Consider the following 20,731-nt stretch of genomic DNA (forward strand, 5'->3'; position numbering starts at 1 on the left):
GGATCATCCGGCCTACCAGCAGATCATGGCGGTGTTCACCGCGGCCGACCATCCGCTGCGGGCCCGGCAGGTGTGCGAGGCGATGGACCTGACGGTCGCACCCAACAACATCAACAACGTCCGCCTGAAGCTCAAACGGCTGGCCGACCGCGGAATCCTGACCGAGACCGAGCAGGGCTTGTTCACCCAGCCCCGGCCGTAGCCGACCGACGCCGCCGCGACCTTCCCGCTCGCCCCACACGAAACCAAGAATCGGGCATCAGGTCTGATACCACCCCCTGAGGACCGGCGCGATCTGGAATGTGCACATCGCTTTATTGCGTGAGCCGCAATTGCAACTTCCAGCCCCCGTTTCCTCCTGGAACTAGCCGCCAGTATCCGCTCCGCATGTGGGCGCTTTGGTCACCACGGGTTCGGCCCGGGCCTGCCCGTAAGACCGTGTTAGATCCCGACCCCAAACCCCAGGCTGGAGACGTGCCCCTTCATCAAAGCCCAGCCGACTCAGCTGTACGCCATTACGCCTCCACGGCACACCCTCGCGATCCACGAAATGTAGGTTCATCACGAAAGCCGATATTTTAGGGTTAGGCTTCTCCCACTCCCCTTTCTTCGTCTCCTGGTACCTCAACGTGCCCAGCTCGAAGGTCACTTCCGAGCAAGGCGCCATATCTCCCTGCCATAGTGAGGAATTCACCTCTCTATGGGCGGTGGATTGGGGCATGGGGATCATCAGGATCAGGGACAGGTTTACACTGGTCACAGGGTCCGGCGATCTGTTCATCAGGCGCAGGATCGCCGCACCATTCGGAGCTTTGCTACTCCAGAAGGCGACGCGTGTGGCCTGGTCACGAGACTTCAACTCGGCATCTTCCCGCGACTGATCAAGCTGATCCCGCGAAACCATGGCTCCGTAGTAGGTTGCGACAGCCGTGAACAGCAGGCTTCCAATGCCCGCGCCGACCCCAACGACAGCGCCCCACCTGGTCCAGTCGATATGGGGCCTCCAAGTCCGTTGCGGAGGTTCACCGACATCCCGCACCCGCGCTCTCACTCGGTCTGGCCCAGGCCTCCTTCGCGCTGTGCGCAGTCGCGCCCTTCGTTCCACCACGTCCCCCATTCCCTCCCTCAGCGGTGTTTTGCCGAGGGACACCAAAACGCGCGGTCACGCCCCCTGGAGTGGCGTATTGATGGCCACTCGGTGATCCAGTTTCAGGCTATGCGGTGAGTTCTGTGGGGATGGCGGGATCGTCGGATTCTGACTCGATCGGGTGGAGTCGGGCCTTGGCCAGCAGTTCGCGGCCCATGTAGCAGCGGGCTTCGGTCCATTCGTTGTTCTGCTCGGCCGGGCCCCGTCGTGCGGGCAGGGACGCTGGCCCCCACGTGAACACTCTGCGTGTCGAGCACCACGAAGCTCTGGTCGATTATTCGGCGCTTCTTCTCCCGCACCTGCCAGCGCAGCAGGGAATGGATGGCCTGCTCGGTGCCGTCGTCGCGCCACTTCGCGAAGTAGTAGTACACGGCGCCGCGGGTGACAGGTCGTGCGGCAGGAAGTCCCACCGACAACCGGTCTGGGACTGGTTACAAGATCGCGTTCACGATCTTCAGCATCGTGTACGGGCCCTCATGGCCGCCGGCCGAGCGGTGCCCGGCCTTCCACCCGGCGATCACGGGCTCGATCAGAGCCCACCGCTCATCGGATAAGTCGCCCTTCTGAGGCTTGCGCTCACTCACCCCGACACCCCGGCACGGCCAAGCCCACCGACCGGACCGAATGCCGCAGACCCATACGATCAGGCGACCCCTAACCGGAAGTTAACTCACGTATCACCCTCTGAGTGCTTTCTGTGGGCCCAGCGCGACCGGATACTACGCTCGCAGCCGCAGAGAGGCACCCTCACTGCCACCATCCGCAGGAAAAGGGCGATCCGGGTTGGTGGGGCCGACCGGACAGAGAGACGCTTTCCTCAGGGCGTTGCCCTGACAGGCGATTCCCTCTGACCGCCGCAAGGGAGTGCACACCATGGGTTCCTCTCTCAAGTCCTTCAACATCGACAATCACTTCGTCCGGCACGCGAACTTCCTGGGCGAGCTGTCGGCCGTCGCGAGCGATCTGGACCGCGCCGACGCCACCTTCGACATGGTGAACGGCCTGGCGGACCACAACCTCGTGTCCTTCCGGTCCGTCAACTTCCCCCTCCACTTCCTGCGGCACCAGGACTTCCGCGTCAAACTCCACGAAGGCCCGAACCCCCCGCTCGTTCCCCCGGGGTCGGTACCCCCGCCCGAGTCCCCGGACATGCAGCTGATGCGGAAAGACGCCACGTTCGCCATGGTTCCCGGACTCGCGAACCCGAACGCGGTGTCGTTCCGGTCTTTCAACTTCCCCAACCGGTTCCTGCGGCACAGGGATTTCCACCTCTTCGTCGAAGAGGTGGACAGTGACCTAGCTCGGAAGGACGCGACGTTCACGGTGGTCCCCGGCCTGTCCCCGGAGCCGCCGGGACCGCACTAGGAGCTGTTCGGGGTTCGGATCATGTGGTCGACGTGAGGTGCTTCAGCCACATGATCGAGCCTCGGAGGTGGAGTCCGGCCTCGAAGCTCTCCGGGCTCTTGTCGTAGCGGGTGGCCACCCCGCGCCAGGTTTTGGCCTTCTGAAAGCAGCGTTCAACGGTGTTTCTCTCTTTGTAGAGGTCGGTGTCGTGGCTGACGGGCCGGCCGCCCTTGCTGCCTCTCCTCTTGCGGTTGGTGGCCTGGTCCCTCTTCTCCGGGATGACGGCCTTGATGCCACGCTTGCGCAGGTACGCCCGGTTGTCCTTGGCCGAGTAGGCCTTGTCGGCGGCGACCGCGTCCGGGCGGGTGCGTGGGCGGCCGACCGGCCCCGGGACCCTGATCTTCTCCAGCACGGCCTTGAACTGCGGGCAGTCAGCTGCCTGACCGGGTGTCAGGACGAACGCCAGCGGCAGCCCGGCCGGGTCGACCGCGGCATGGACCTTGCTGCTCAGACCGCCCCGGGACCTACCGAGTCCGGCAGCCTTCGCACGGACCTTGCGACGCCGCCGCTTCGCGGCACGATCCGCACCCGCCCGGTGTGCACCGGCCGCGTCCGCCCCGGCTTGCGTTGCACCACCCGCCACACCGGCGGCTGGCACGCCAGCGCAACCCCCTTTTCCTCGGTCAGCGCCTGCTCCAGGGCGTCCAGGGTCTCCCCGGCGACGGCCAAGAGGTCCTTCACGCGCTCACCCGCGACGGTAGGGACGCGTTACGTCAGCGTGTCCTGGCGGACAGCTGGCGTCGGCCAGTTGGACTTCGTGGTCGGCGATGCGCTTGTCGGCGAAGCGGACGCTGTCGCGGGCGGGCCGCAGCTCGGTGACGGAGACGAGCTGCGTGCCGAGGGTGATGGCAGCTGTACGGAGAGTTGACTTGAACCTCTACAAGCCCCCATCCTGATAATGCCCTGAGGGGGGATTATGGTAGAGCGTCCTCAAGCAAACGATCCCGTACAATGCGTCTATTGTTCGACTGTTGGAGTGTATGGCAGTGACGGCAATTTCGGGATCAAGGATAACGCTGTCGGAATAGCTGCCATTTTCTATAACTCTGTGAAGCCGTGGAATCTGTTTCAAAGTCCTCACTGACAACACTAAGCTCACCGAGTCTCATGGGCTCTACGTCTGCCTGAGCTGCGGACACAAGCAAGCTCGCTGCCCTCGGGACGCTTGCCACCAGTGGAACTCGGTTCGACTAGCTGACGTAGGAACTCACGTTACGTGCCGCAGCTGCCAAATTGACTTCTTGCTGTGGTCCTGAATCGGGTCAGTTGCGATTCGCTCCCGTATAGCTCATCGAGCGTCTACGCCTGCCCCTGGGATCTAACACGGCAGCTGTAGTTCGTGAGGGAGGGGCCTGGGAGTGGGGCCGCACTGCGGTCGGGAGTAGCAAGGTACACGCAGCGCCTTGGATCTTGGGGAGGTCTGACGAAGGTACACGACCGCTGGGGTATGACGAGAGTGGTACGGAAGTTGCACAAGGACGGACCTGCAACGGTGCTGGTTCTGCCCGCCCCGCTCAATAGTGGCTGATTGACGGACAGGGCGCGTCCCGCCAAACGGCGGTCCGTCATCCTTCATACGTGACTGACACCGAGCCCAGCGGCGGCCCAATTCCGGGAAGCGGTCCGCCGACTCTTCCCGCTGGAGCCGAGGGCTGGAAGTCCCGCCTCATGCGAGGGTTTTCAAGGCTGAGGGTCCTCTTCCGGGAGGAGAGCCGGTTCCTCTTCTGGGCCGTCTTCTGGAATCTCGTTACCAGCCTTGGCTCGGCCGTCGTGCTGGCGGTCTGGTTTCACTCCGGCGTCATCGAGGCGGCGGGGGGTGGAGGCGTATCTCTGGCGCTCTTCATCACGGCGCTGCTGGGCATCGCGGTACGCGGTTCGAGCGATGACGTACCCCGCCTGTGGGCGCGAAACATCCTCTTCGCCCCGCCTGCGGCGGTCGCCGTCATTTGGGCAGTAGGGCTGCTCGTCTGGCTCTACGTCATCAACATGCCGCTCGATGTGACCAATCAGGTGAGCATCGAGGGCGAACAGCCAGTTCGGCCGGGCAATTCGATTACGGTCAAGCTCCACGCTGGCCAGCCACGCCAGCATCTGGAGATCACTCTCAGGGCTGTCGACAGCGCCCCTGAGCAGCCCATCTGCCTGCCGACCAGCCGGTTTACGGCGACCCTGACGGTAGGCGGCAGCCGGCGCGACTCGCTGGAGCAGCCCCCCGGTACGCCTATAAAGATCGAACTCGGATCCGGGCTTCGTGACATCACGCTGGCTGTGCGACTCGACGCCGAGGAGGGCTGCGCGCTGAACGTTTCGGTCTCCAAGGCGATCCTCAATAACTGACATATCATCAGGAGATGAAGTGACCCTTAAATCGAGGCGCAGTGCCAGCGTACTGGCTGCCCTGGTCCTACTGCTCATCACCGTGGCATGCGGCGATAACGGACCGTATTTGACCGGCGTGGTTCACATTGGGGCGAAGTACGAGCAGCCTGGCTTCGGGATGCATGACGGCGAATCGCACACCGACGCGGGGTTCGATACCGATCTCGCCAACTATCTCGGGGCAAAGATCGGTTTCACGCCCAAGTTTGAAGACGTCCCCTCTGGTAAACGTGTGTCTGCGCTCACCGATAAAACCCACTGGGACGTCAAGCTTGACATCGAGACGTTTTCGATCACTGAGGACCACAAGAAACACATCGACTTCGTCGGCCCGTATCTGCTGACCTATCAAGGGTTCCTGGTGCTCAAGGAGGATCAGTCGATCAAGACGAAGGCCGATTTTAGCTCGGACATGACCATCTGTACGGTTGAGGGGTCGACGTCCGACATGCCCCTACCAGGCGGTGCTCACTTGGACACCAGGTCCGACTACAAGGCATGTATCGAGGAACTCAAGGATGGTAATGCGGCCGCAGTCTTCACGGATCTCTCCATTCTCTACGGGTACGCCCAGGTGGACAAGCAACTGAAGGTGGTACCGAACCTCACCTACGGTCGCCGTCAGCGATACGGTATCGGTCTGGCCAAGGGGCACATAGAAGACTGCAAGAAGCTTCTGCGCGCGCTGCGCGACTACATGAAGGAAGACTGGGCCAAGGACTTCAAGACGGAACTCCCTGCGATCGTGGAGGCATATCCTGATGATTGGGAGACGCAGTTCAGGCCAGACCCGTCAGATCTAAACCAGTGGTCTTCGTGTCAGGCCTGATCGTGAGTCATGCGATTTGATTCAGGTTATCTATGCAGTAGGGGGTTGAGACTCCCACTGGAGGCGGGCATTTCGCCGAGATTTGGCATTTTTTAAGAGTGCGGGCTCAGCGATGAGTGCTCCTGCGGTCCCGAGAAGGACACCGATCAAGGTGAGGACTGTGCCTCCAGCAATGGTCAACGTGACGTCAGAAGCAGGATGCACAACCGCCGCAGAGGGGCCACAGTCTGCGCACTTCCGGGCGCGTGCCGTCAACGTGTGCAACGGACATGCCGTCAGTATCTGTCACGGTAAGCCGGAGGATTCCGTCGGGCCTAGCGATGTTCATGCCCATCCTGATTATTGCGTCCGGATCAGGCCGAAGAAGTACAGGTTCACCTCTGGTGGCCATGGCTGCCCAAAGTGAGAGTTGCTGCGGCATCTCGCCGGTTTTCCGTAGGACTCTGAGCAGGTCCGGAACCGCTCCATTTGCGGCGAAACCATCCTTGGCCTTCCACGTCAGCCCCGTGTAGTGAACCCGAGGATGGTGGCTCATCAAGATTGTCTTGATGAGCCACCGGGACAGCGGAGCGATATCACTCTGTGTTGACGTGAATATCATCCGGCCCTGGATCAACTTCGGCAGGTGCTCAGCGGCCGGCTTTTCGAAGGTCTCGTTCAGCCACTGGTTGCATGAGACACAACAAGGCACCCGGATGGCGCTGAGACTGTTGTCCAGCTTTCTGGTCTCTTTCTCCCTGTGCCCCTGATAGGTCGCGGCGTACATGTCGTACGTCTTGCCAAGAACGAGATTGTTGGCATCGCCCAGGAGCTTCAGCAGTTGCTCAGGCAGAGCATGCTCGCCGGTGGCCTTCTTCACTTGAGCCCGGCAGAGTGCACAGGTGTGCCTCTTCGTCGACATGAGTCAGAATCTTAGCGACTTCCGTGTCTGACACGGCAGCAGTAATTCCGATCATGAGGCGGCGGTGACCTCGTTCCAGTGGCGGTGGCAGGTCGCGGCCTGGTGCTGGTGGCGTCGCCGCCATCTCGACCAGCGCAGGATGTGTTCCGGGTCGGCCACCGGCTGTGGCAGGACGAAAGCCCGCAGGATCCGGAGGAGTTCGGGGCGGGTGAGGGGGATCATGGCGGCCTCCGCCGGAGCGGACTCGTCGGTGTGAGCGACGTCAGCGATGCGGTGGAGGGCCGTGCTCACGGACAGCCGGGCGGCGGCGATGAGGCTGATTAGGCTCCAGCGGTGCCAGGAGTTCCAGCAGGTCACCTGCCCCTGATCGAGACCGGTCAGCGACTTCGCAGCCTGGAAATCCTCCTCGACCCGCCAGCGGGGGCAGACCACGTCGACAAGATCGCCGAGCGCGACCGAGGCAGCGGAGTGACAGCGGTAGAAGGACAGTTGACAGGTGTAGCGGTGGCGGCGGATGAGCAGGAAGCTGTGTCCGGCCTCCTGACCGGGTGGGGTGTCGTCGCCGACAATCTCGATCGTCGCCCAGTCATAGTGCCGGTCGCCCTTGGTGCCGTGTCCGGTCCGCATCCGCTGCCAGGCCCGACGCGGCAGTTTCGCCAGCACGGCGGCGGTCTGCGCACCGTCGGTAGTGGCCGCGGTATTCCTCCTAGTCGTCATGACCATCCAGCACAGTGTCATGAAAGACGCGACCACCAACGCCAGCTCGATGTTCTACCCGGTGCCCTCACCCGAGCGGTACACCCACTCCATGGCCAAGGTGGAAGAGGAGTTGGAGGACCTCCAGGAGGAGATCCGTCTCATCGGGGCTGGTGTCACGCCGTCCTTGCAGGAACACCGGAACCTGTACCGCGAGGAGATGCCGGCCGTCATCGAGCAGTACCGGTCGGAGAGCCGGCGTTACCGCAGAGTCCACAACTCCTTGCAATCGCTGATCATGGTGGGATCCACCGCGGTGACCACCCTGGCTGCCCTGGAAGCGAAGAGCTGGACCTGGCAGACCATCGCGACGGTCAGCCTCGGGTTCTGCGTCACCATTGCCACAGCTTTCACCGGTTACTACAAGTACCGAGAGCGGAGCTACTTCCTCCAGCAGACAGCGGACGCCATCGAGGAGGAAGCCAACGCCTTGATACTCGGTATCGGGGCGTACATCGATCAGCCGGCGGATCAGGCCATGGGGCTGTTCACGCAGCGCGTGGAGGCCCTCCGCAATGAGCAACGCCGCCGACAGCAACAGCTAGATCAGCCTGTCCACCAGGCTCAGGAGTCCGGCCAGCCGGTCAGTTGACGGTCTACCCCACTGCAAGCTTTCGCTACTGCCACTGGCAGCGTAGCGTTGTCAGTCGTCGGGGGTTGGTCCGCCGCGCGGACCCTGTACCGATGCGAATCGCCGCCATGATGTCGCCTGGCCATCCACCTGAGGGTGGTGCGCCCATTCCGGGCGGACGTCGCACCGCCTGTCAGTGGGTACGTCTAGGCTTGACGCCATGCCTGCCAACCGGCCTGCGATGCCTCGCGAACTAGAACGCCGAATCCTTGTTGAAGCTGGACATCGATGCGCCATCCCCACGTGCCGCGCGACTCTTGTCGAGATTGCGCACATTGAACCATGGTGCAAGGTTCTTAAGCATGAATTCGAAAATCTTATCGCCCTTTGTCCTAACTGTCACACCCTCTTCGGTCGGGGAAAAATCGACAGGAAGGCAATGTACGAATATAAAGCGCGCCTGAGTCCATTCTCGACTGCCTATATGGCAAGTCACCCACACCACATCCCACTGTTGGCACAGTGTGCGCACTTCCGCTTCCTATGTGAAGAATATCTAAAGGAATTATTGCGACGACAAGAAGCGGTATTTTCTGGAGCCTCCGCCGAAGAAGTGAAAAAGTTGGCGACCCAGGACGTGGGAGCGTTCGCCAACTTCCTCCTGCTCACGCTGGATCTAAAATCTCAGGTACCGGAATATCTTTACGAAATCATGCTCGCGATATTCTGGCACCTGGCCGAATGGGGAGATGCCTTGAATGAGCCCGACCTCGCCAAATCGAACCACAAACGCGATATACGCGATGAGCTAGCTGATGCTTGGCTGAAGTTGGATCACGAAATCCACAATGTCGTGGAAGGACGCCCGACCCCGCTACCTTCCGAGGCAGGTGGCTGAGCCACGTATGCCAGCATTGAGGACTTGACGTCAAGGCTGGACTGGGGATCTCGATAACAGCGAGCTTTGGATGTGGCCTCTGGCGCCCTTGAATACGCCTCAGAGTTGGTCACAACGTTCGGGCGCGGGAGTGGCACCAGATCACCACGCTCAGTACCTACGGCGGCGAACGCTCCAAGTTCCCCCAGGTCATCGTCGCCGCCGTGGCCTGCCTCTCGGGCGCCAGCCGTACGCCTCAAGGCCGGCGCCGACCGCGCCTGCCCCGTTCCGAGAGCTCAGGCCGTGAGCCGGATCAGGAAGTCGCCCTGTCGCGGGTCGACGGGCAGTCTGCCGACGCCGAGCGCGCTGAGCAGTTCGTACGGGTCTGTGCCGAGGCGAACCGTCTGCGGCGCGTCGTCGAGCCGCACTCGAAGGAGGCCTAGGTCCAGCTCCAGTACATCGGTCAGCCAGGGGACACGCGGGCGGGTCCGTCGGAGGTCGGTAGCGAACGCCTCTGCTTCCTCCGTGGCCAACAACTCGGGTGGATGGGAACTGGTGTAGTCGTCCAGCAGGGCGCGCACTCCTGCCTCACCGAGGGTGAGTAGGAGTAGCCGGATGGTGTTCACGAGCGTGCCAGCCAGTGCGCTCGCCCGGAACTCCATGACGAGTTCCCGCAAAATCGCGATTGCCGGATCGGCCGTCAGCTCCCGGGCGAACGCGCTGTCTGCCTCCCGGCCGATCGTCAGCGTTCCCAGTGAGTGCTCCCATTCCTCAGGGTTCGGTCGAGTGGCCGGTCCGTCGCCGAGAGGGAAGCTTTGCGCCACTGGAGCCAGCAAAGGCCGCCCTGCCGTCAATGACGGCCGCCATTGCTCGCGGACGCGGATCAGCAGGTCCCGGACGGCCTGCGGGTCGAGGCCCGGTAGGGCCGAGCTCATCACCTCGAATAGGACCGCCCGCAGTGCGGGTAGCCGGGGCAGCACCCGCTCCGCTAGGGCGAGCAACTCCTCGTCGGGCATGCCACTGTGCGAGTCCAGCCAGTAGCCGCGGTGCTCGAAGCCACCGGCCAGATGCACCTCCCAGACCCGATCCAGCGGGAGTTCGTCGAGTAGCCGGTCAACGGGGGCCCGGCCGTTGCGCTGGTTGGCGAGGACGTTGTGCAGGTCGAGCAGTAGCCCGCAGCCTGCCCCCTCGGCCACGGCCGCGACGAACTGACCGTCTGGCAATTCGTCGGCGCGAGGCTGTAGGTAGTTGGCGCCAATCTCGACGGCGAGCGGCACCGGCAGGGCGTCAGCCATGACCCGCACCGAGGCCACGCTGCGCCGTACGCCCTCGGGGGTCTGCCGCGGTGGGAGTATGAAGCCGGTGCGGAACCCGTCCCTGCCCCGGCCGGTTCGGTTGAACGCCAGGTGTTCGCTGACCCAGGGTGTATGTAGGCGCTCGGCAAGCTCGCCGACGAGGGCGGTCTGTCGGGGATCGGGGGGCCGGCAACCGCCGACCGGGTTGCCGACGCTGTGCAGGAGCCGAGCACCGGGGAGGTCGGCGAGGCGGCGCAGCGCTTCCTCGTCGCAGATGGTCGTGCCGTCCGGCCATGAGCGCCAGAGCGTCTGTGGTTCGATCTCGACGACCTCCAGCAGGTCGGCGCAAGCTTCAAGGATTGGCTCGGCGCCGGGGACGTGGGTGAGGCCGACGCCGAGTCCCGTCACGTCGGCCTAGCTCACGAACGGCTGGGGGATGGCCGGCGCGACGTTGCCCTTAGGGGAAACCACGAAGTCCAGCGACTGCCGGAACCTCACGTCGAATCCGGAGTGGCACGACGGATGGCCGAGCTGGGTCATCACCTCTTTGAGTGTTTCCGTCATCCGGTCGAAGTTGCCCAACACTCCTGCGGGCACGGTGATGTTGACCTCCCGTCCGGTCCACGTGTCTGGGGGTCCTCCCATGAATTCGCCGTTCGACATCGCGCCTCCTCGCTGTACGCCGCGGCCCCGTGCCGGCGGGTGCCGACACCCTGAGCCCGGCCGGGACACAGCATTCCGCCTGGCTGGCGCGCCAACAACGTACGCGCCCGAAAGGTCACCCAAGGGGCTCACTGGGGTTCCCGCTATCGGGTCACTGAGCTGTGGAAACGCCCGGGGTCGCATTGGATGCGGAATTTTCGCATCCAATGCGATAGGTGGAGAGTGATGAACGGATGGTTGGGAACGTCGTTCATCCCTCGGGGAGGCGGGCCTTCTCCTTGGACGGACCTTGCTGCGCAGATGAGGACCGCCTAAAAGCAGCGATGGTCCGTCGAAACAGTCTGTCGTGTTGCTTCTGCTGCCGTACAGATTCGAGCAACTTCTCTCTGCCGTAGACCAAGGCGGCAGCCCAGTCCTTCTTCTTCACATCGGCGCCGAACGGCCGAGCAGTGATTCGCAAGAGGTCATCGGTCACCTCTTGCACAGCTGGATCGCCCTCCGTTTTGACCGACTCAGCAGAGAAGAAGAAGCCAGCCTGGTCTAGAGGCTTCCCCAGTTCGGTTGGCGACTTCGAAGCCATCCTGTACGCCATGATGCGGCTCAACGCTCGCGTGAACTCGTTCACCGCGCGGTCCAGCTCAGCGGACTTGCGTGCTCGGGACTCACGGTAGCCGCGCGACAGTTCTCCAACAATGACGCCTGCCACCGCGGACAACGGAGCGACCCACCAGGGCGTGGTTGGAGAAGCAGCCAGTACGGTTGACATGCGCGGTCCTTTAAACTCGGTAACCACCGATCCACCCAAAGTGGATCCTATGGGATGAAAGAACCGCTAGCGCCTTAAATGCGGCCAGCTGAGTTTGCCTCCGCAGGGAAGCTGCGGCGTCCAGCCCTCACTCCGTCTCGACTGCCAGGTGCCAGAATCGGCCTTGCAAGGCTGGCACGAAGGGTACGGTCGGCCCGTGGCAGAGAATTCCCTCGGTGAGATCTGCGAGTCAGCGTCAGACCGACTACGCGCCGACTTCTTCAGCTCCAGCGGGTTCGTGCACCGCGGCGAAAAGGGCGGCGCACGCGAGAGACTGTTGGTCGACTTCATCTCGAAGTACCTACAGTAAGGAGGGTTCACGCGTTCGGGACGGCTCACGCGTTCCACAGCTCGGTGAGCAGCGCCTGCACGAGGGGGTTTGAGCTCGTGGGATGCGCGCAGAAGTAGTTCTTGAACTGCGACGCGATGTTCTTCGCCTCCGTGCGGATCGCCGGGGGGTCGTAACGCGCGTACTTGTAGACCCACATGACGTAGAGCGTCGCGCGAGCGAAGCCGCTGCCGGGTTCGAACTTCGCGTCCATGCCGTTGTCGACGGCGGGAGCGCCCGTCCACGCGGTGCACGTGGCGTGGCCGGGGTCACCCGGCTCGTTGTGCCGGCTCTCGTGGTTGAACAGGTACAGCGAATGGACGTACGGGGCGGCCACGGTAGGCGTCGCCGGGTTGTTCCACCACGTGGTGAACGTGCGGTTGAGGTTGATCACTCCGCCGCCCGCCATGTTGAGCGGGGTGTCCAGCGAGACCCGGATGGTGTGCGTGTTCAGCCGCACCTGCTCGTAGGCGGTAGCGGCCGTCCCGTAGGGCAGCGGTTGGGAGAATCGCTGGTGGCGTAGCACGTCGAGCTTGGCGATGACGGCGGTGCGCGACGGGTTCGGGGAAGTCTGGTCGAAGGGAAAACCGGGATACGAGGCCCACTGCTGGGTTGGGTCGCCGGAGGTGCCGTCCACCCAGTAGAACGTGAAGTCTCTGAGTACGCGGCCGATCTCCGCCGGCGAGGGCGCCGCCTGGTACAACGCCCCCAGGTCAGCGAACACGCGTACGGTGACGCTCTGCTTGAGGCGCTCCTTCGAGGCGGTGATCACATGTGTACCGGGTGACAGCGTGACGGTCGGCGAGCCCGTGCCGAGCGCGCCGTCGATGCTCGACTGCCAGGCGACGCCGTCGCTATTCCAGAACGGCCTGGTCGCGTTGAGGATATTCGCGTCGAGCGAGGTGGTCTCGCCGCTGACGAAGCGCTCTCCTTCGAGCAGGCTCTTGATGTTCATGGACCCGCCGAACCACGGGGACATGCTGATGCCAGCGTGGTTGAAGTTGTACCCCAGGCCCATCCGCTTCACGACGCTGCCGCTGAGCGCGAGCGTCCACAGGTAGGAGAAACCGTCCTCCTCGTTCGCCACGAAGTAGAAGAGGTTCTCCGACGGCGAGTGGCACAGCCCGCCGAACACGCGCAACCCGGCGCCGAAGAGCTTGGTCACGGTGCTGCTCTTCTTGATGGAGTAGAACCAGGTGAAGTTGTCCTGCGTGATCAGCGCGTAGAAGGTGTCGCTCGCCTGCACGTAGGTCAGGCCGACGGCCACGCCGAGGGCGATCGTGAACAGTTCGCTGGCCTGGCCGCTCATGGTGATGCGGTAGAGCTTGACAGATCCGTCGAACTCGTTCGAGAGCGCGTAGAAGCAGTCGTCCGCGCCGTGGTAGGCGATCCCGCCGGTCATGTTCTGGCCGGTCGGGCCGAGGATCTCCAGCGCTCCGGCCGTGCTGATGCTGCACAGGAGCGGGCCCTCGGGATTGGTCGGTGCCACAGTGTAGTAGAGCCGCGTCGCCGGTTTGTACGTCAGCCCCGCCAACTGCCGCGCCGGGGTGATGGGTTGGTCCTTTACCGTGCCCTGGATGTCGATGGTGGTCCAGGTGGGATCGGTACCCGGGTGCTGGGAGCCGATCGTGTACAGGTCGATCATGCGAACCGCCGCTTGCCTAGAGGATCGCTGCGCGGGCGAAACTGCCGCGATACGGACAATGCTGGCACGGGCGGCGGGGCTGGTGTGCGAGGCGCGCATGTTTACCCAGGTGACGCGGGGCTGCGCGCGGGGCAGCCGCAGGTGCTCTTCGTGAAGTCGTCTGAACCCTCCGGATGATTCGCCCTGTACGCCCTGTTTCGCTGCACACAGCTCCATGCAAGCATCGACTGGGCCACGCTGCCATTCGATGGCAGGCTCTCCACGACCTCACTGATTTCCTGCCCGAGAGTAGGAAAGGTGGGGTCTGGTTGGCTCCTGGCGCACGTCCGCGCTGAGTTGGCACTGCCAGGGCGTGACCGCCAGCAGCGCGGTGACAGGCCTCATGGCGCTGTCCAGGCCGTCGTTTGCATGCACAACCTCAGCCCCGCGCCCCGAGTGGACAATCCCCAATCACAGACTCTGGCCTGCCCGAGCATGGCCCATGCGTAACGAGCTTGGCGTCCGCCTCGTTGGAACGGTTTCCGCCGAGGTGTGGCTCCTCGTAACGAGTAGAAGACAATCGGCTACGGACAGCGGCGGACGCCGCTACCATCGCGACATGCCAGGGGAAGCGATGCATCAAAAAGGGGCGGATGGAGCAAGACGGGCAAGGCTGTGGCTCATTGCGACAACCCGAGTGAGTCAGTCATGGACCAATGAGGACGCCGTCCAAGCCGCCCGCCTTGAATTCAACTGGCCTCATGGCGAGCAACGACCGTACTCATTCGATGTTGGCGGCATCCTGAGCGGTGGAGAGTTCGACGGGCACTTCTTTGTAGCGGAATGTAAGAACTATAGTAGCGCTGGCGACCAAGGCGCCCACTATGACGACTGGGTTGCCAAATGCTATCTCCTGCGCCGGGATCAGCGACGGTGGGCCGACCACTTTATGTGGATCACTTGGCATCCATTTCGACAGGAGTCATGGAAGGAGTTGTGTACTCCCGCAGCAGTAACTAAGGGACTCCTTGTATCACGCAATTTGAAAAGGGTCTTCGACACCGAAGACGAACAGGCGGCGCGAGAGAAAATTGACCAGGAGATCGTGGCCGAGGTGGCGGAGCGACTCTGGGTGATCGTTCTCTCTGGCAAGCAAGAAAAGCTAGTGATTACTCCTAGGCATCGTGGTCTGTTGCTTTCACACCGAGCCGAGATGGGAGAGATCTGATGAGTGAGTACAGTGTCGCCATTGCTAATCTCGTCGACGACGATCCGGCTCGCAATGTGCAGTCGATTAAGAATGCGGTCATCGCAAACCTTCTCTCCTCCGACTCCTCCGTGAGGATCGAGACGACGGAGTATTTCAATCATACCTATGCGCCCGATCTGGTCCTGCGATGGGATGGAGTCAAAGAGGAGCGTCAGGTATTCCTCAGGACAAACACAAACCCGCAGTATCTGCGTGAAGATGTCGAGGTTATCTCTGAGAAAAAACCCATCCTGATGCCCCTCGCCCCACTGGTGGACCCCAGGAATCACGAGGAATTGGGCCGTGAATCGGCCAACGCCAGAACGCTTGTCGCGGACCCTGACAGCCTGTATGCCTTCTCAGCTGAGGGGCGTGGGCAACGATCAGTTCTAGGACTGTTTTCGCGTGCTGTGCTCCAAGGTGGCAAGGGTCTGGTCGATCAGGAGCGGGCCCGCTCTACCAGCGATGCGGTCGGGCTCGGGTTTGTTGGCGCTCAGCATGCGGAGGTTGACCAGACGCGCGAGGCTGTAGAGGCGACGGAGTCGCTGCTGGACCCGTCCCACGCTGACCAATTCACCCGCTTGCTGCACGCAGTGTGGCTGGGGTCCGGAGCCTCCCCAGCGAGCTTCCCTGGTGCTACCGACGTTAGGGTGGATCTGGATGCTCCCGGCCTAAAATTGCTGCTCGAAATCGCTGTAGCAGATGACAGTGAATTCTGGAGGCGCATTGGCGGCGGCGTCACCCTGAGTCAACTGTGCGAAATCGATATTCCAACCAGCTCGGAGAATCTGCAAAGGCTCGTGAATGTGAACCTAGATTGGTTCAAAGCGAAGAGCTGCCTTGTATCCGACGCTGCGTTGACCGAGGAATACGGGTACGAGCCACGGTGGTTCACCCAGTCCGGACTCCTGGGATACACCACCGACCGGTATCAGACCTTCTTCTCGACAGGTCGAACCTCGTCGCTGCCCTCCGTCGAAGACATTGAGAGCGGTGAGGTGGACCTGCCGGAGCTACTCGACAGGGCCAATGCTGCTGGGTTGAGCATCAGCGAGCTCGTGATTGAGTCCGCCGCGGGTGGTCAGATTGAGTACAGGGCACCGCTCAGCTCGGAGTTCGGCCACGACGAGATCCTTGAGGACCTAAGAGGTGCGCTAGGGAGACGATCATCGGTGAAGGCAGTAGCCATCGCTCTGGGTGGAGGAAGCCGGCACCTGTGGTGTGACCTGATCAAACGGACCGCGTCCGGTCGTACGAAGGCCACTTTCCCCCTTTCAGATTTCATGGCTAGTGCCATTCCGATGCTCAGGAGCCTCCGGCGCGGCGAATACGGAGAGATTTCGAGGCTATTTGAGCCCCTGGACCTGTCGCCAATCGCGCTCCGAGTCGTCGCCGATGAAGAAGCCGAAGACTAGGCCGGACAGCAGAACGGCCTAGTTTCGTCGCATACTGCGTCGCAGGGTGAGGTCTGGCTGCAGACAGGCTTGCCGTGACTTGCTTGGGCCTGATCCCGTTGGCTCAGTCATGGACGACTACAGCCACCTTGACCTGGATGAGATCGACTTCGACATGGAGCCCATGGCGGATCGGCTCGCATTGCTCACCCTGGAGGAAGCGCACGATCTGCGCCAGCTGCTACTGGCCGTCGCGGAGGAGCGAGGACCCGAGTCAGCGAAGGCAGACCGGTGGGCACGGGAGATCGCTGCTCGTGTCCCCTCGGAGGACTGGAACTCGCCCGCAGCCGCATGAGGCCAGCAGGGCTTCCCCTCTTGGGGCAGCATATCGGGGCATATTACGTAAATCTCTGCTTCGGTGAGTGATGGCAAGTGGACGCTCGCAGGAGCATCGCACCCGCTCCAACTGGGCCAGCGGTGCGCGAGCTGTTCTCCCTCCTCCACGAAAGGACGCCTCCCTTTCATGCCCACCAACAACAAGAAGAAGACCGCGTCAGCGCCCAGAGGGGCAGCCTCGTCCGAGGGCAAACTGATCGAGTCCCTGAAGCAGTACATCCGCGTACAGGGGCCGGATCTGCTCAAGGATCCAAACGTGTCGTCCGTCGGCATCGGCCAAAAGATCACGGGCGGCGCACGAGGGAAGCAGGTCGTGCTGCAGTTCACGGTCAAGAGCAAGGCTGAGCCGGAAGCACTCGAAGCCCTGGGCACGACCCGAATCCCGGCAACCATCACTGTCGACGGCAGAGAAGTGCCGACCGATGTCGTTGAACGGCGCTACGAGTCTCACTTCCGTGTGGTGCCCGAGGTCGCAAAGCCGGAGCGGAAGACCCATCTCAACCCGATCGCCCCGGGTGCGAGCGTTGGGGGCGTGACTGTCACGGCCGGCACCATCGGCTGCAAGGTGTTCGACAAGGCTGACGGCACCCCGTACGTACTGAGTAACTGGCATGTACTACAGGGCCCAGACGGTGAGCCGGGCGAAGAAATCGTTCAGCCTGGTCGGTTCGACGACAACCAGATCTCCCACAACCACCTCGGTGTCCTGAAACGATCCCACCTGGGCCCGGCCGGCGACTGCGCCGTAGCCACCATCGACAAGGGTCGTACCTTCGACCCCAAGATCTTGGAACTCGGCGTGGCGCCCGAGGAGTTGGGCGAGCCGGACCTGGGCGACAAGGTCATCAAGAGCGGACGCACGACGGGCGTCACTCACGGGATCGTCCGCCGCATCCACACCATGGCCAAGATCGACTATGGGGGCGACGTCGGCGAGAAGACCATCGGCTGCTTCGAGATCGGGCCTGACGACGAGCACCCGGCGGCGGACAAGCAGATCAGCATGGGCGGCGACTCAGGTGCGGTCTGGCTGTTCAAGCAGAATGGCAGGCCGAGCAAGGTCATTGCAGGACTCCACTTTGGTGGTGAAAGCGCTGGCGAACCGGACGACCATGCGCTGGCCTGTCTGTCGAGCTCGGTGTTCGAGAAACTCGACATCACCCTGCAGCAGCCGTCTCCCGAAGAAGTGCAGCCCCTCCAGGGCTACAACCCTGACTTCCTCGGCGAGCAGATCGACATCCCGCAGCTCACCGCAGAGATCAGCGGTGACGCCGTGCGGCTCAACGGCTCCGAGGCCATCCCTTACACGCACTTCTCGCTGACGCTCAGCAAGAAGCGACGTTTCCCGTTCTGGGTGGGGTGGAACATCGACGGCGGCAGCCTCAAGAGGCTCAGTCGGTCCGGCATCCCGTTCACCAAGGACCCGCGGCTACCCGCGAACGCCCAGGTTGGGAACGAGCTGTACGAGGCCAACCGCCTCGACCGCGGCCACATCGCACGCCGCGCGGATCTGCTGTGGGGCAGCCTGCCCGAGGCGCAGAAGGCGAACACCGACTCGTTCTTCTACACCAACATCACCCCGCAGATGGACGATTTCAACCAGAGCTCCAAGAACGGGCTATGGGGCGAGCTGGAGGACGCAGTCTTCGCGGACGTCGATGTAGACGACCTCAAGGTCAGTGTCTTCGGTGGACCGGTCTTCCAGGACGACGACCACGTCTACCGCGGCGTGAAGATCCCCCGAGAGTTCTGGAAGGTTATCGCCTTCGTAGAACATGGTGAATTGAAGGCCAAGGCCTTCCTGCTCACCCAGGACCTGGACCAGCTCGAAGCCTTGGACCTCAGCGAGTTCCGCGTCTTCCAGGTCACCCTCGACGAGATCGAGGCACGCGCCCACATTCGTTTCCCCACCGCTCTCCACAAGGGCGACCATCTGCTCGTACCCGAGTCGGTCGCTGAGCGGACGCCACTGACGAATCTGGGCGCCATCCACTGGGATTGATCTGTCAACTCCACCAGAAGGGCGGACGCCAGGCATCGGTGTACTTCCGTCTGATCTAAGCGGCGGGGTACACCGATAGGGCCAGTTCGTATTAGACGTACCGGATTCAGCGGGGACAGGGGGCAGTGATGGCGACAGGTCCTACGTCACCCACCTGATCGAGGACGGCCACGACCACGCCTCCACCACGGCGATCCACTCCTCCGTCTCTTCCGACGTCCGCACCCGGTCTCGTCCACCGTGGCGCAGGAGCGGACGGCTACCCGAACGGCGGTTTCTTCCTATATGACACCGTTTTAGTCTGCCGAAAAGGGGAGCGGAGGCGCTCCGCCTCGGCGGACTGGGATCGGGAGGCTCCATGCGCGGCCGGACGACTGGTTTCTGGAACAGACCGGGGGGCGTGCTTCTCGCACTCGTTCTCTGCGCAGCAGCAGCCCTGCTGACCAGCTGCGGCTCCGGCGACGACTCCGATCCGCGCCCGGATACCGACGTGACCGCCCCGACGGCGGCGGAGGACGGGCAGGAGACGGAGCAGGAGAAGCAGGAGAGGCAGGAGAGGGAGAAGCGGGAGAGGGAGAAGGAGAAGGACGACGGGAGCTTCAACCGCGCGGGCCGGCTCTCCGACGGGTTCTCGGGCCACTGGCCGCAGAGCTACAAGAAGACGGTCACGAATCCGTCCTCCGAGACCTACGTGGGCACGCTCGAAGTCCTGGACTGCACACCGGGCGAGGAAAGCCGGCCCGCCATTCCGCCTAGCCAGAGCGTGACCGTGCCCGCCGGGGGCGAGGTCGCGCCGGAGTTCAGGTTCTCGGAGGAGGGCGGGAACTCGAAGTCAACCCGCCAGGTCTGCGCGACGCTCCGGAACGAGGCCGGGGTCGCCGACGAGGTCAGCGAGCCGATCTCTGCAGATCCCGTGCCGCCGCCCGGCGGGACCACCGGCGAAACGACCGGGGAGACAACCGGCGAAACGACGGGCGAAACCACTGGGGAAACGACCGGGGAAACCACGGGCGAGACCTCCGACGGGGGCACATCCGAAACCGGCGGATCCGATGACAACGGCTGAGCCCGCCCACGCGAAGGGGGCCTTATGACCGAAGCGGACTCCGACAGCGGAACGCGCCCCTGGGGCAACTGGGTCGCGACCTTCGCCACACTGGCCGCCCCGACCACGTTCTTCGGCGCCCTGCTGCTCTACTTCGGCTTCGCCTACACCGACGCTCTCTACGCGCACTTCGGCGTCGACGCTGCGACCCTCGGCTTCTCCACCCAGGAGTACGCACTGCGCAGTGCCGGGGCCCTCTACGTCCCCGCGGGCGCAGCGCTCACCGTCGCACTGGCCGGCGTTCTGGTCTACTACGCGGCACGCATGCTGGGAAACCGGGACGCGCCCCTGCCGTCGGGGAGCCGGCTGGCGCCGTATGCGGTCTCGGCCTGCGGCCTGGTCATGTTCATCCTGGGCGTGCTCGGCGGTTTCGCTGTGTGGCGTGCCGGAGCGATGGATACCCCGCTGCTGATCGGCGGCGGTCTGGTGCTTGTCGTGTTCGGTAGGGCCCTGTCGTTCAAGCTCACCGGCGCTGGCTACCCGGTAGCACGCGAGCGGCTGGCGCTCGCCCTCGTCGCCGCGCTGGTCGGCCTATCCTGCTTCTGGGCGGTGCACGCGTACGCGAAGAGGCACGGCGCCGACGACGCTCGGTACCTGGCGCGGCACCTGTGGCTGCGTCCCGCGGTGACCGTCGATACGGCGGAGCGCCTGTACTTTCCCCCTCGACAGGTACGCGAGATGACCCTGCCGGTCAGCAATCCCCCGCAGCGGTTCCGGTACCGATACGAGGGGCTGCGGCTCCTCGCGGAGGTCAAGGACCGCATGTTCCTCATCCCCGAGGACTGGGCGAAGACGGGTGGCCGCGTGCTCGTCGTGCCAGCGGATGGCGCGGTGCGCGTCGCCTTCCGATCGGGCTGAGGAATCCGCGGTGGCCGTGGCCCGCAGTCCGAGCGTTTCTCCCATGCCCTGGTCCTTGAGACTAGGACCGCCGCGGCTCCGGGGCGAACTACGCCTCTTTGCTTTGCCTGCGGGACCGTTCTCCAGGGCCAAGGTGAAGGAACGGGCT

At 63.3% G+C, this 20,731-nt stretch carries 19 protein-coding genes and 1 pseudogene; 12 read left to right on the forward strand and 8 right to left on the reverse strand.

Features of this window, described 5'->3' with window-relative positions:
* Positions 1–25 precede the first annotated feature (25 nt).
* Positions 26–202: a hypothetical protein gene (locus G3I56_RS43255; protein WP_203690442.1), complete on the forward strand. Its 177-nt coding sequence runs from the start codon at positions 26–28 to the stop codon at positions 200–202.
* 1,376 nt (positions 203–1,578) lie between these two features.
* Here G3I56_RS43255 and G3I56_RS22735 read toward each other — a convergent pair.
* Entirely contained in the window at positions 1,579–1,731 is a 153-nt protein-coding gene (locus G3I56_RS22735; protein ID WP_164411800.1) for a transposase, read from the reverse strand.
* Positions 1,732–2,020: 289 nt separating this feature from the next.
* Between G3I56_RS22735 and G3I56_RS22740 the strand changes: the two genes are divergently transcribed.
* Positions 2,021–2,512 (forward strand): AbfB domain-containing protein, encoded by a 492-nt coding sequence (locus G3I56_RS22740; protein WP_164411802.1) that lies wholly within the window; start codon positions 2,021–2,023, stop codon positions 2,510–2,512.
* Positions 2,513–2,531: 19 nt separating this feature from the next.
* On the opposite strand, the pseudogene G3I56_RS22745 reads toward G3I56_RS22740, so the two are convergent.
* Positions 2,532–3,074, reverse strand: a pseudogene (locus G3I56_RS22745) (IS5 family transposase); the annotation flags it as partial.
* Positions 3,075–4,129: 1,055 nt separating this feature from the next.
* Here G3I56_RS22745 and G3I56_RS22750 point away from each other — a divergent pair.
* A complete protein-coding gene (locus G3I56_RS22750) occupies positions 4,130–4,888 on the forward strand; it encodes a hypothetical protein (protein WP_164411805.1) in 759 nt (252 codons plus the stop codon).
* A 19-nt stretch (positions 4,889–4,907) separates the two neighbouring features.
* Entirely contained in the window at positions 4,908–5,759 is an 852-nt protein-coding gene (locus tag G3I56_RS22755; protein ID WP_164411807.1) for a transporter substrate-binding domain-containing protein, read from the forward strand.
* A gap of 187 nt (positions 5,760–5,946) precedes the next feature.
* Here G3I56_RS22755 and G3I56_RS22760 read toward each other — a convergent pair whose 3' ends face one another.
* Together G3I56_RS22760 and G3I56_RS22765 are read right to left on the reverse strand one after the other, a co-directional pair.
* Positions 5,947–6,618 carry a hypothetical protein gene (locus tag G3I56_RS22760; protein WP_164411809.1) on the reverse strand — a complete coding sequence of 224 codons (672 nt, stop codon included), beginning with the start codon at positions 6,616–6,618 and terminating at the stop codon, positions 5,947–5,949.
* 93 nt (positions 6,619–6,711) lie between these two features.
* Entirely contained in the window at positions 6,712–7,377 is a 666-nt protein-coding gene (locus tag G3I56_RS22765) for a hypothetical protein (RefSeq protein ID WP_164411811.1), read from the reverse strand.
* On the opposite strand from G3I56_RS22765, the gene G3I56_RS22770 reads away from it, so the two are divergent.
* Both G3I56_RS22770 and G3I56_RS22775 read left to right on the forward strand, forming a co-directional pair.
* Positions 7,376–8,008, forward strand: a complete 633-nt coding sequence (locus G3I56_RS22770) for a DUF4231 domain-containing protein (RefSeq protein WP_239135034.1) — start codon at positions 7,376–7,378, stop codon at positions 8,006–8,008. The genes G3I56_RS22765 and G3I56_RS22770 overlap by 2 nt on opposite strands.
* 199 nt (positions 8,009–8,207) lie before the next feature.
* Positions 8,208–8,885 carry an HNH endonuclease signature motif containing protein gene (locus G3I56_RS22775; protein WP_164411813.1) on the forward strand — a complete coding sequence of 226 codons (678 nt, stop codon included), beginning with the start codon at positions 8,208–8,210 and terminating at the stop codon, positions 8,883–8,885.
* 275 nt (positions 8,886–9,160) lie between these two features.
* Here the strand turns inward: G3I56_RS22775 and G3I56_RS22780 are convergent, their stop codons facing one another.
* The 4 genes from G3I56_RS22780 to G3I56_RS22795 form a co-directional block, all read right to left on the reverse strand.
* Positions 9,161–10,567, reverse strand: a complete 1,407-nt coding sequence (locus G3I56_RS22780) for a DUF692 family multinuclear iron-containing protein (protein ID WP_164411815.1) — start codon at positions 10,565–10,567, stop codon at positions 9,161–9,163.
* 6 nt (positions 10,568–10,573) lie between these two features.
* The gene (locus tag G3I56_RS22785; RefSeq protein WP_164411817.1) at positions 10,574–10,822 is read right to left on the reverse strand and encodes a hypothetical protein; all 249 of its coding nucleotides are present in this window, start codon (positions 10,820–10,822) and stop codon (positions 10,574–10,576) included.
* A 250-nt stretch (positions 10,823–11,072) separates the two neighbouring features.
* On the reverse strand, positions 11,073–11,588 hold the full coding sequence (locus tag G3I56_RS22790; protein WP_164411819.1) for a hypothetical protein: 516 nt from the start codon (positions 11,586–11,588) through the stop codon (positions 11,073–11,075).
* Between the two features lie 374 nt (positions 11,589–11,962).
* On the reverse strand, positions 11,963–13,600 hold the full coding sequence (locus tag G3I56_RS22795; protein WP_164411821.1) for a hypothetical protein: 1,638 nt from the start codon (positions 13,598–13,600) through the stop codon (positions 11,963–11,965).
* Between the two features lie 598 nt (positions 13,601–14,198).
* Here G3I56_RS22795 and G3I56_RS22800 point away from each other — a divergent pair.
* The 6 genes from G3I56_RS22800 to G3I56_RS22825 all read left to right on the forward strand — a co-directional run bounded on the left by G3I56_RS22800 (position 14,199) and on the right by G3I56_RS22825 (position 20,583).
* The gene (locus G3I56_RS22800; protein ID WP_164411824.1) at positions 14,199–14,807 is read left to right on the forward strand and encodes a hypothetical protein; all 609 of its coding nucleotides are present in this window, start codon (positions 14,199–14,201) and stop codon (positions 14,805–14,807) included.
* A complete protein-coding gene (locus G3I56_RS22805; RefSeq protein ID WP_164411826.1) occupies positions 14,807–16,243 on the forward strand; it encodes a hypothetical protein in 1,437 nt (478 codons plus the stop codon). Before G3I56_RS22800 ends, G3I56_RS22805 begins: the two co-directional genes overlap by 1 nt.
* A 109-nt stretch (positions 16,244–16,352) precedes the next feature.
* A complete protein-coding gene (locus tag G3I56_RS22810) occupies positions 16,353–16,577 on the forward strand; it encodes a DUF6417 family protein (protein ID WP_164411678.1) in 225 nt (74 codons plus the stop codon).
* Between the two features lie 168 nt (positions 16,578–16,745).
* Positions 16,746–18,620 (forward strand): DNA/RNA non-specific endonuclease, encoded by a 1,875-nt coding sequence (locus G3I56_RS22815; protein ID WP_164411828.1) that lies wholly within the window; start codon positions 16,746–16,748, stop codon positions 18,618–18,620.
* Between the two features lie 400 nt (positions 18,621–19,020).
* Positions 19,021–19,686: a hypothetical protein gene (locus G3I56_RS22820; RefSeq protein ID WP_164411680.1), complete on the forward strand. Its 666-nt coding sequence runs from the start codon at positions 19,021–19,023 to the stop codon at positions 19,684–19,686.
* A gap of 24 nt (positions 19,687–19,710) precedes the next feature.
* Positions 19,711–20,583, forward strand: a complete 873-nt coding sequence (locus G3I56_RS22825) for a hypothetical protein (RefSeq protein ID WP_164411831.1) — start codon at positions 19,711–19,713, stop codon at positions 20,581–20,583.
* The last annotated feature ends 148 nt before the right edge of the window (positions 20,584–20,731 follow it).

The organism is Streptomyces sp. SID12488, assembly GCF_010548275.1.
Taxonomy (GTDB): Bacteria; Actinomycetota; Actinomycetes; order Streptomycetales; family Streptomycetaceae; genus Streptomyces.

What these genes read in the sequence shown, in the direction of transcription:
- G3I56_RS22785 (WP_164411817.1), bottom strand. Translation starts at nt 10,822, where the DNA reads ATGTCGAACGGCGAATTCATGGGAGGACCCCCAGACACGTGGACCGGA.
- G3I56_RS22765 (WP_164411811.1), bottom strand. Translation starts at nt 7,377, where the DNA reads ATGACGACTAGGAGGAATACCGCGGCCACTACCGACGGTGCGCAGACC.
- G3I56_RS22770 (WP_239135034.1), top strand. Translation starts at nt 7,376, where the DNA reads ATGACCATCCAGCACAGTGTCATGAAAGACGCGACCACCAACGCCAGC.
- G3I56_RS22825 (WP_164411831.1), top strand. Translation starts at nt 19,711, where the DNA reads ATGACCGAAGCGGACTCCGACAGCGGAACGCGCCCCTGGGGCAACTGG.
- G3I56_RS22790 (WP_164411819.1), bottom strand. Translation starts at nt 11,588, where the DNA reads ATGTCAACCGTACTGGCTGCTTCTCCAACCACGCCCTGGTGGGTCGCT.
- G3I56_RS43255 (WP_203690442.1), top strand. Translation starts at nt 26, where the DNA reads ATGGCGGTGTTCACCGCGGCCGACCATCCGCTGCGGGCCCGGCAGGTG.
- G3I56_RS22810 (WP_164411678.1), top strand. Translation starts at nt 16,353, where the DNA reads ATGGACGACTACAGCCACCTTGACCTGGATGAGATCGACTTCGACATG.
- G3I56_RS22775 (WP_164411813.1), top strand. Translation starts at nt 8,208, where the DNA reads ATGCCTGCCAACCGGCCTGCGATGCCTCGCGAACTAGAACGCCGAATC.
- G3I56_RS22795 (WP_164411821.1), bottom strand. Translation starts at nt 13,600, where the DNA reads ATGATCGACCTGTACACGATCGGCTCCCAGCACCCGGGTACCGATCCC.
- G3I56_RS22740 (WP_164411802.1), top strand. Translation starts at nt 2,021, where the DNA reads ATGGGTTCCTCTCTCAAGTCCTTCAACATCGACAATCACTTCGTCCGG.
- G3I56_RS22815 (WP_164411828.1), top strand. Translation starts at nt 16,746, where the DNA reads ATGCCCACCAACAACAAGAAGAAGACCGCGTCAGCGCCCAGAGGGGCA.
- G3I56_RS22805 (WP_164411826.1), top strand. Translation starts at nt 14,807, where the DNA reads ATGAGTGAGTACAGTGTCGCCATTGCTAATCTCGTCGACGACGATCCG.
- G3I56_RS22800 (WP_164411824.1), top strand. Translation starts at nt 14,199, where the DNA reads ATGCCAGGGGAAGCGATGCATCAAAAAGGGGCGGATGGAGCAAGACGG.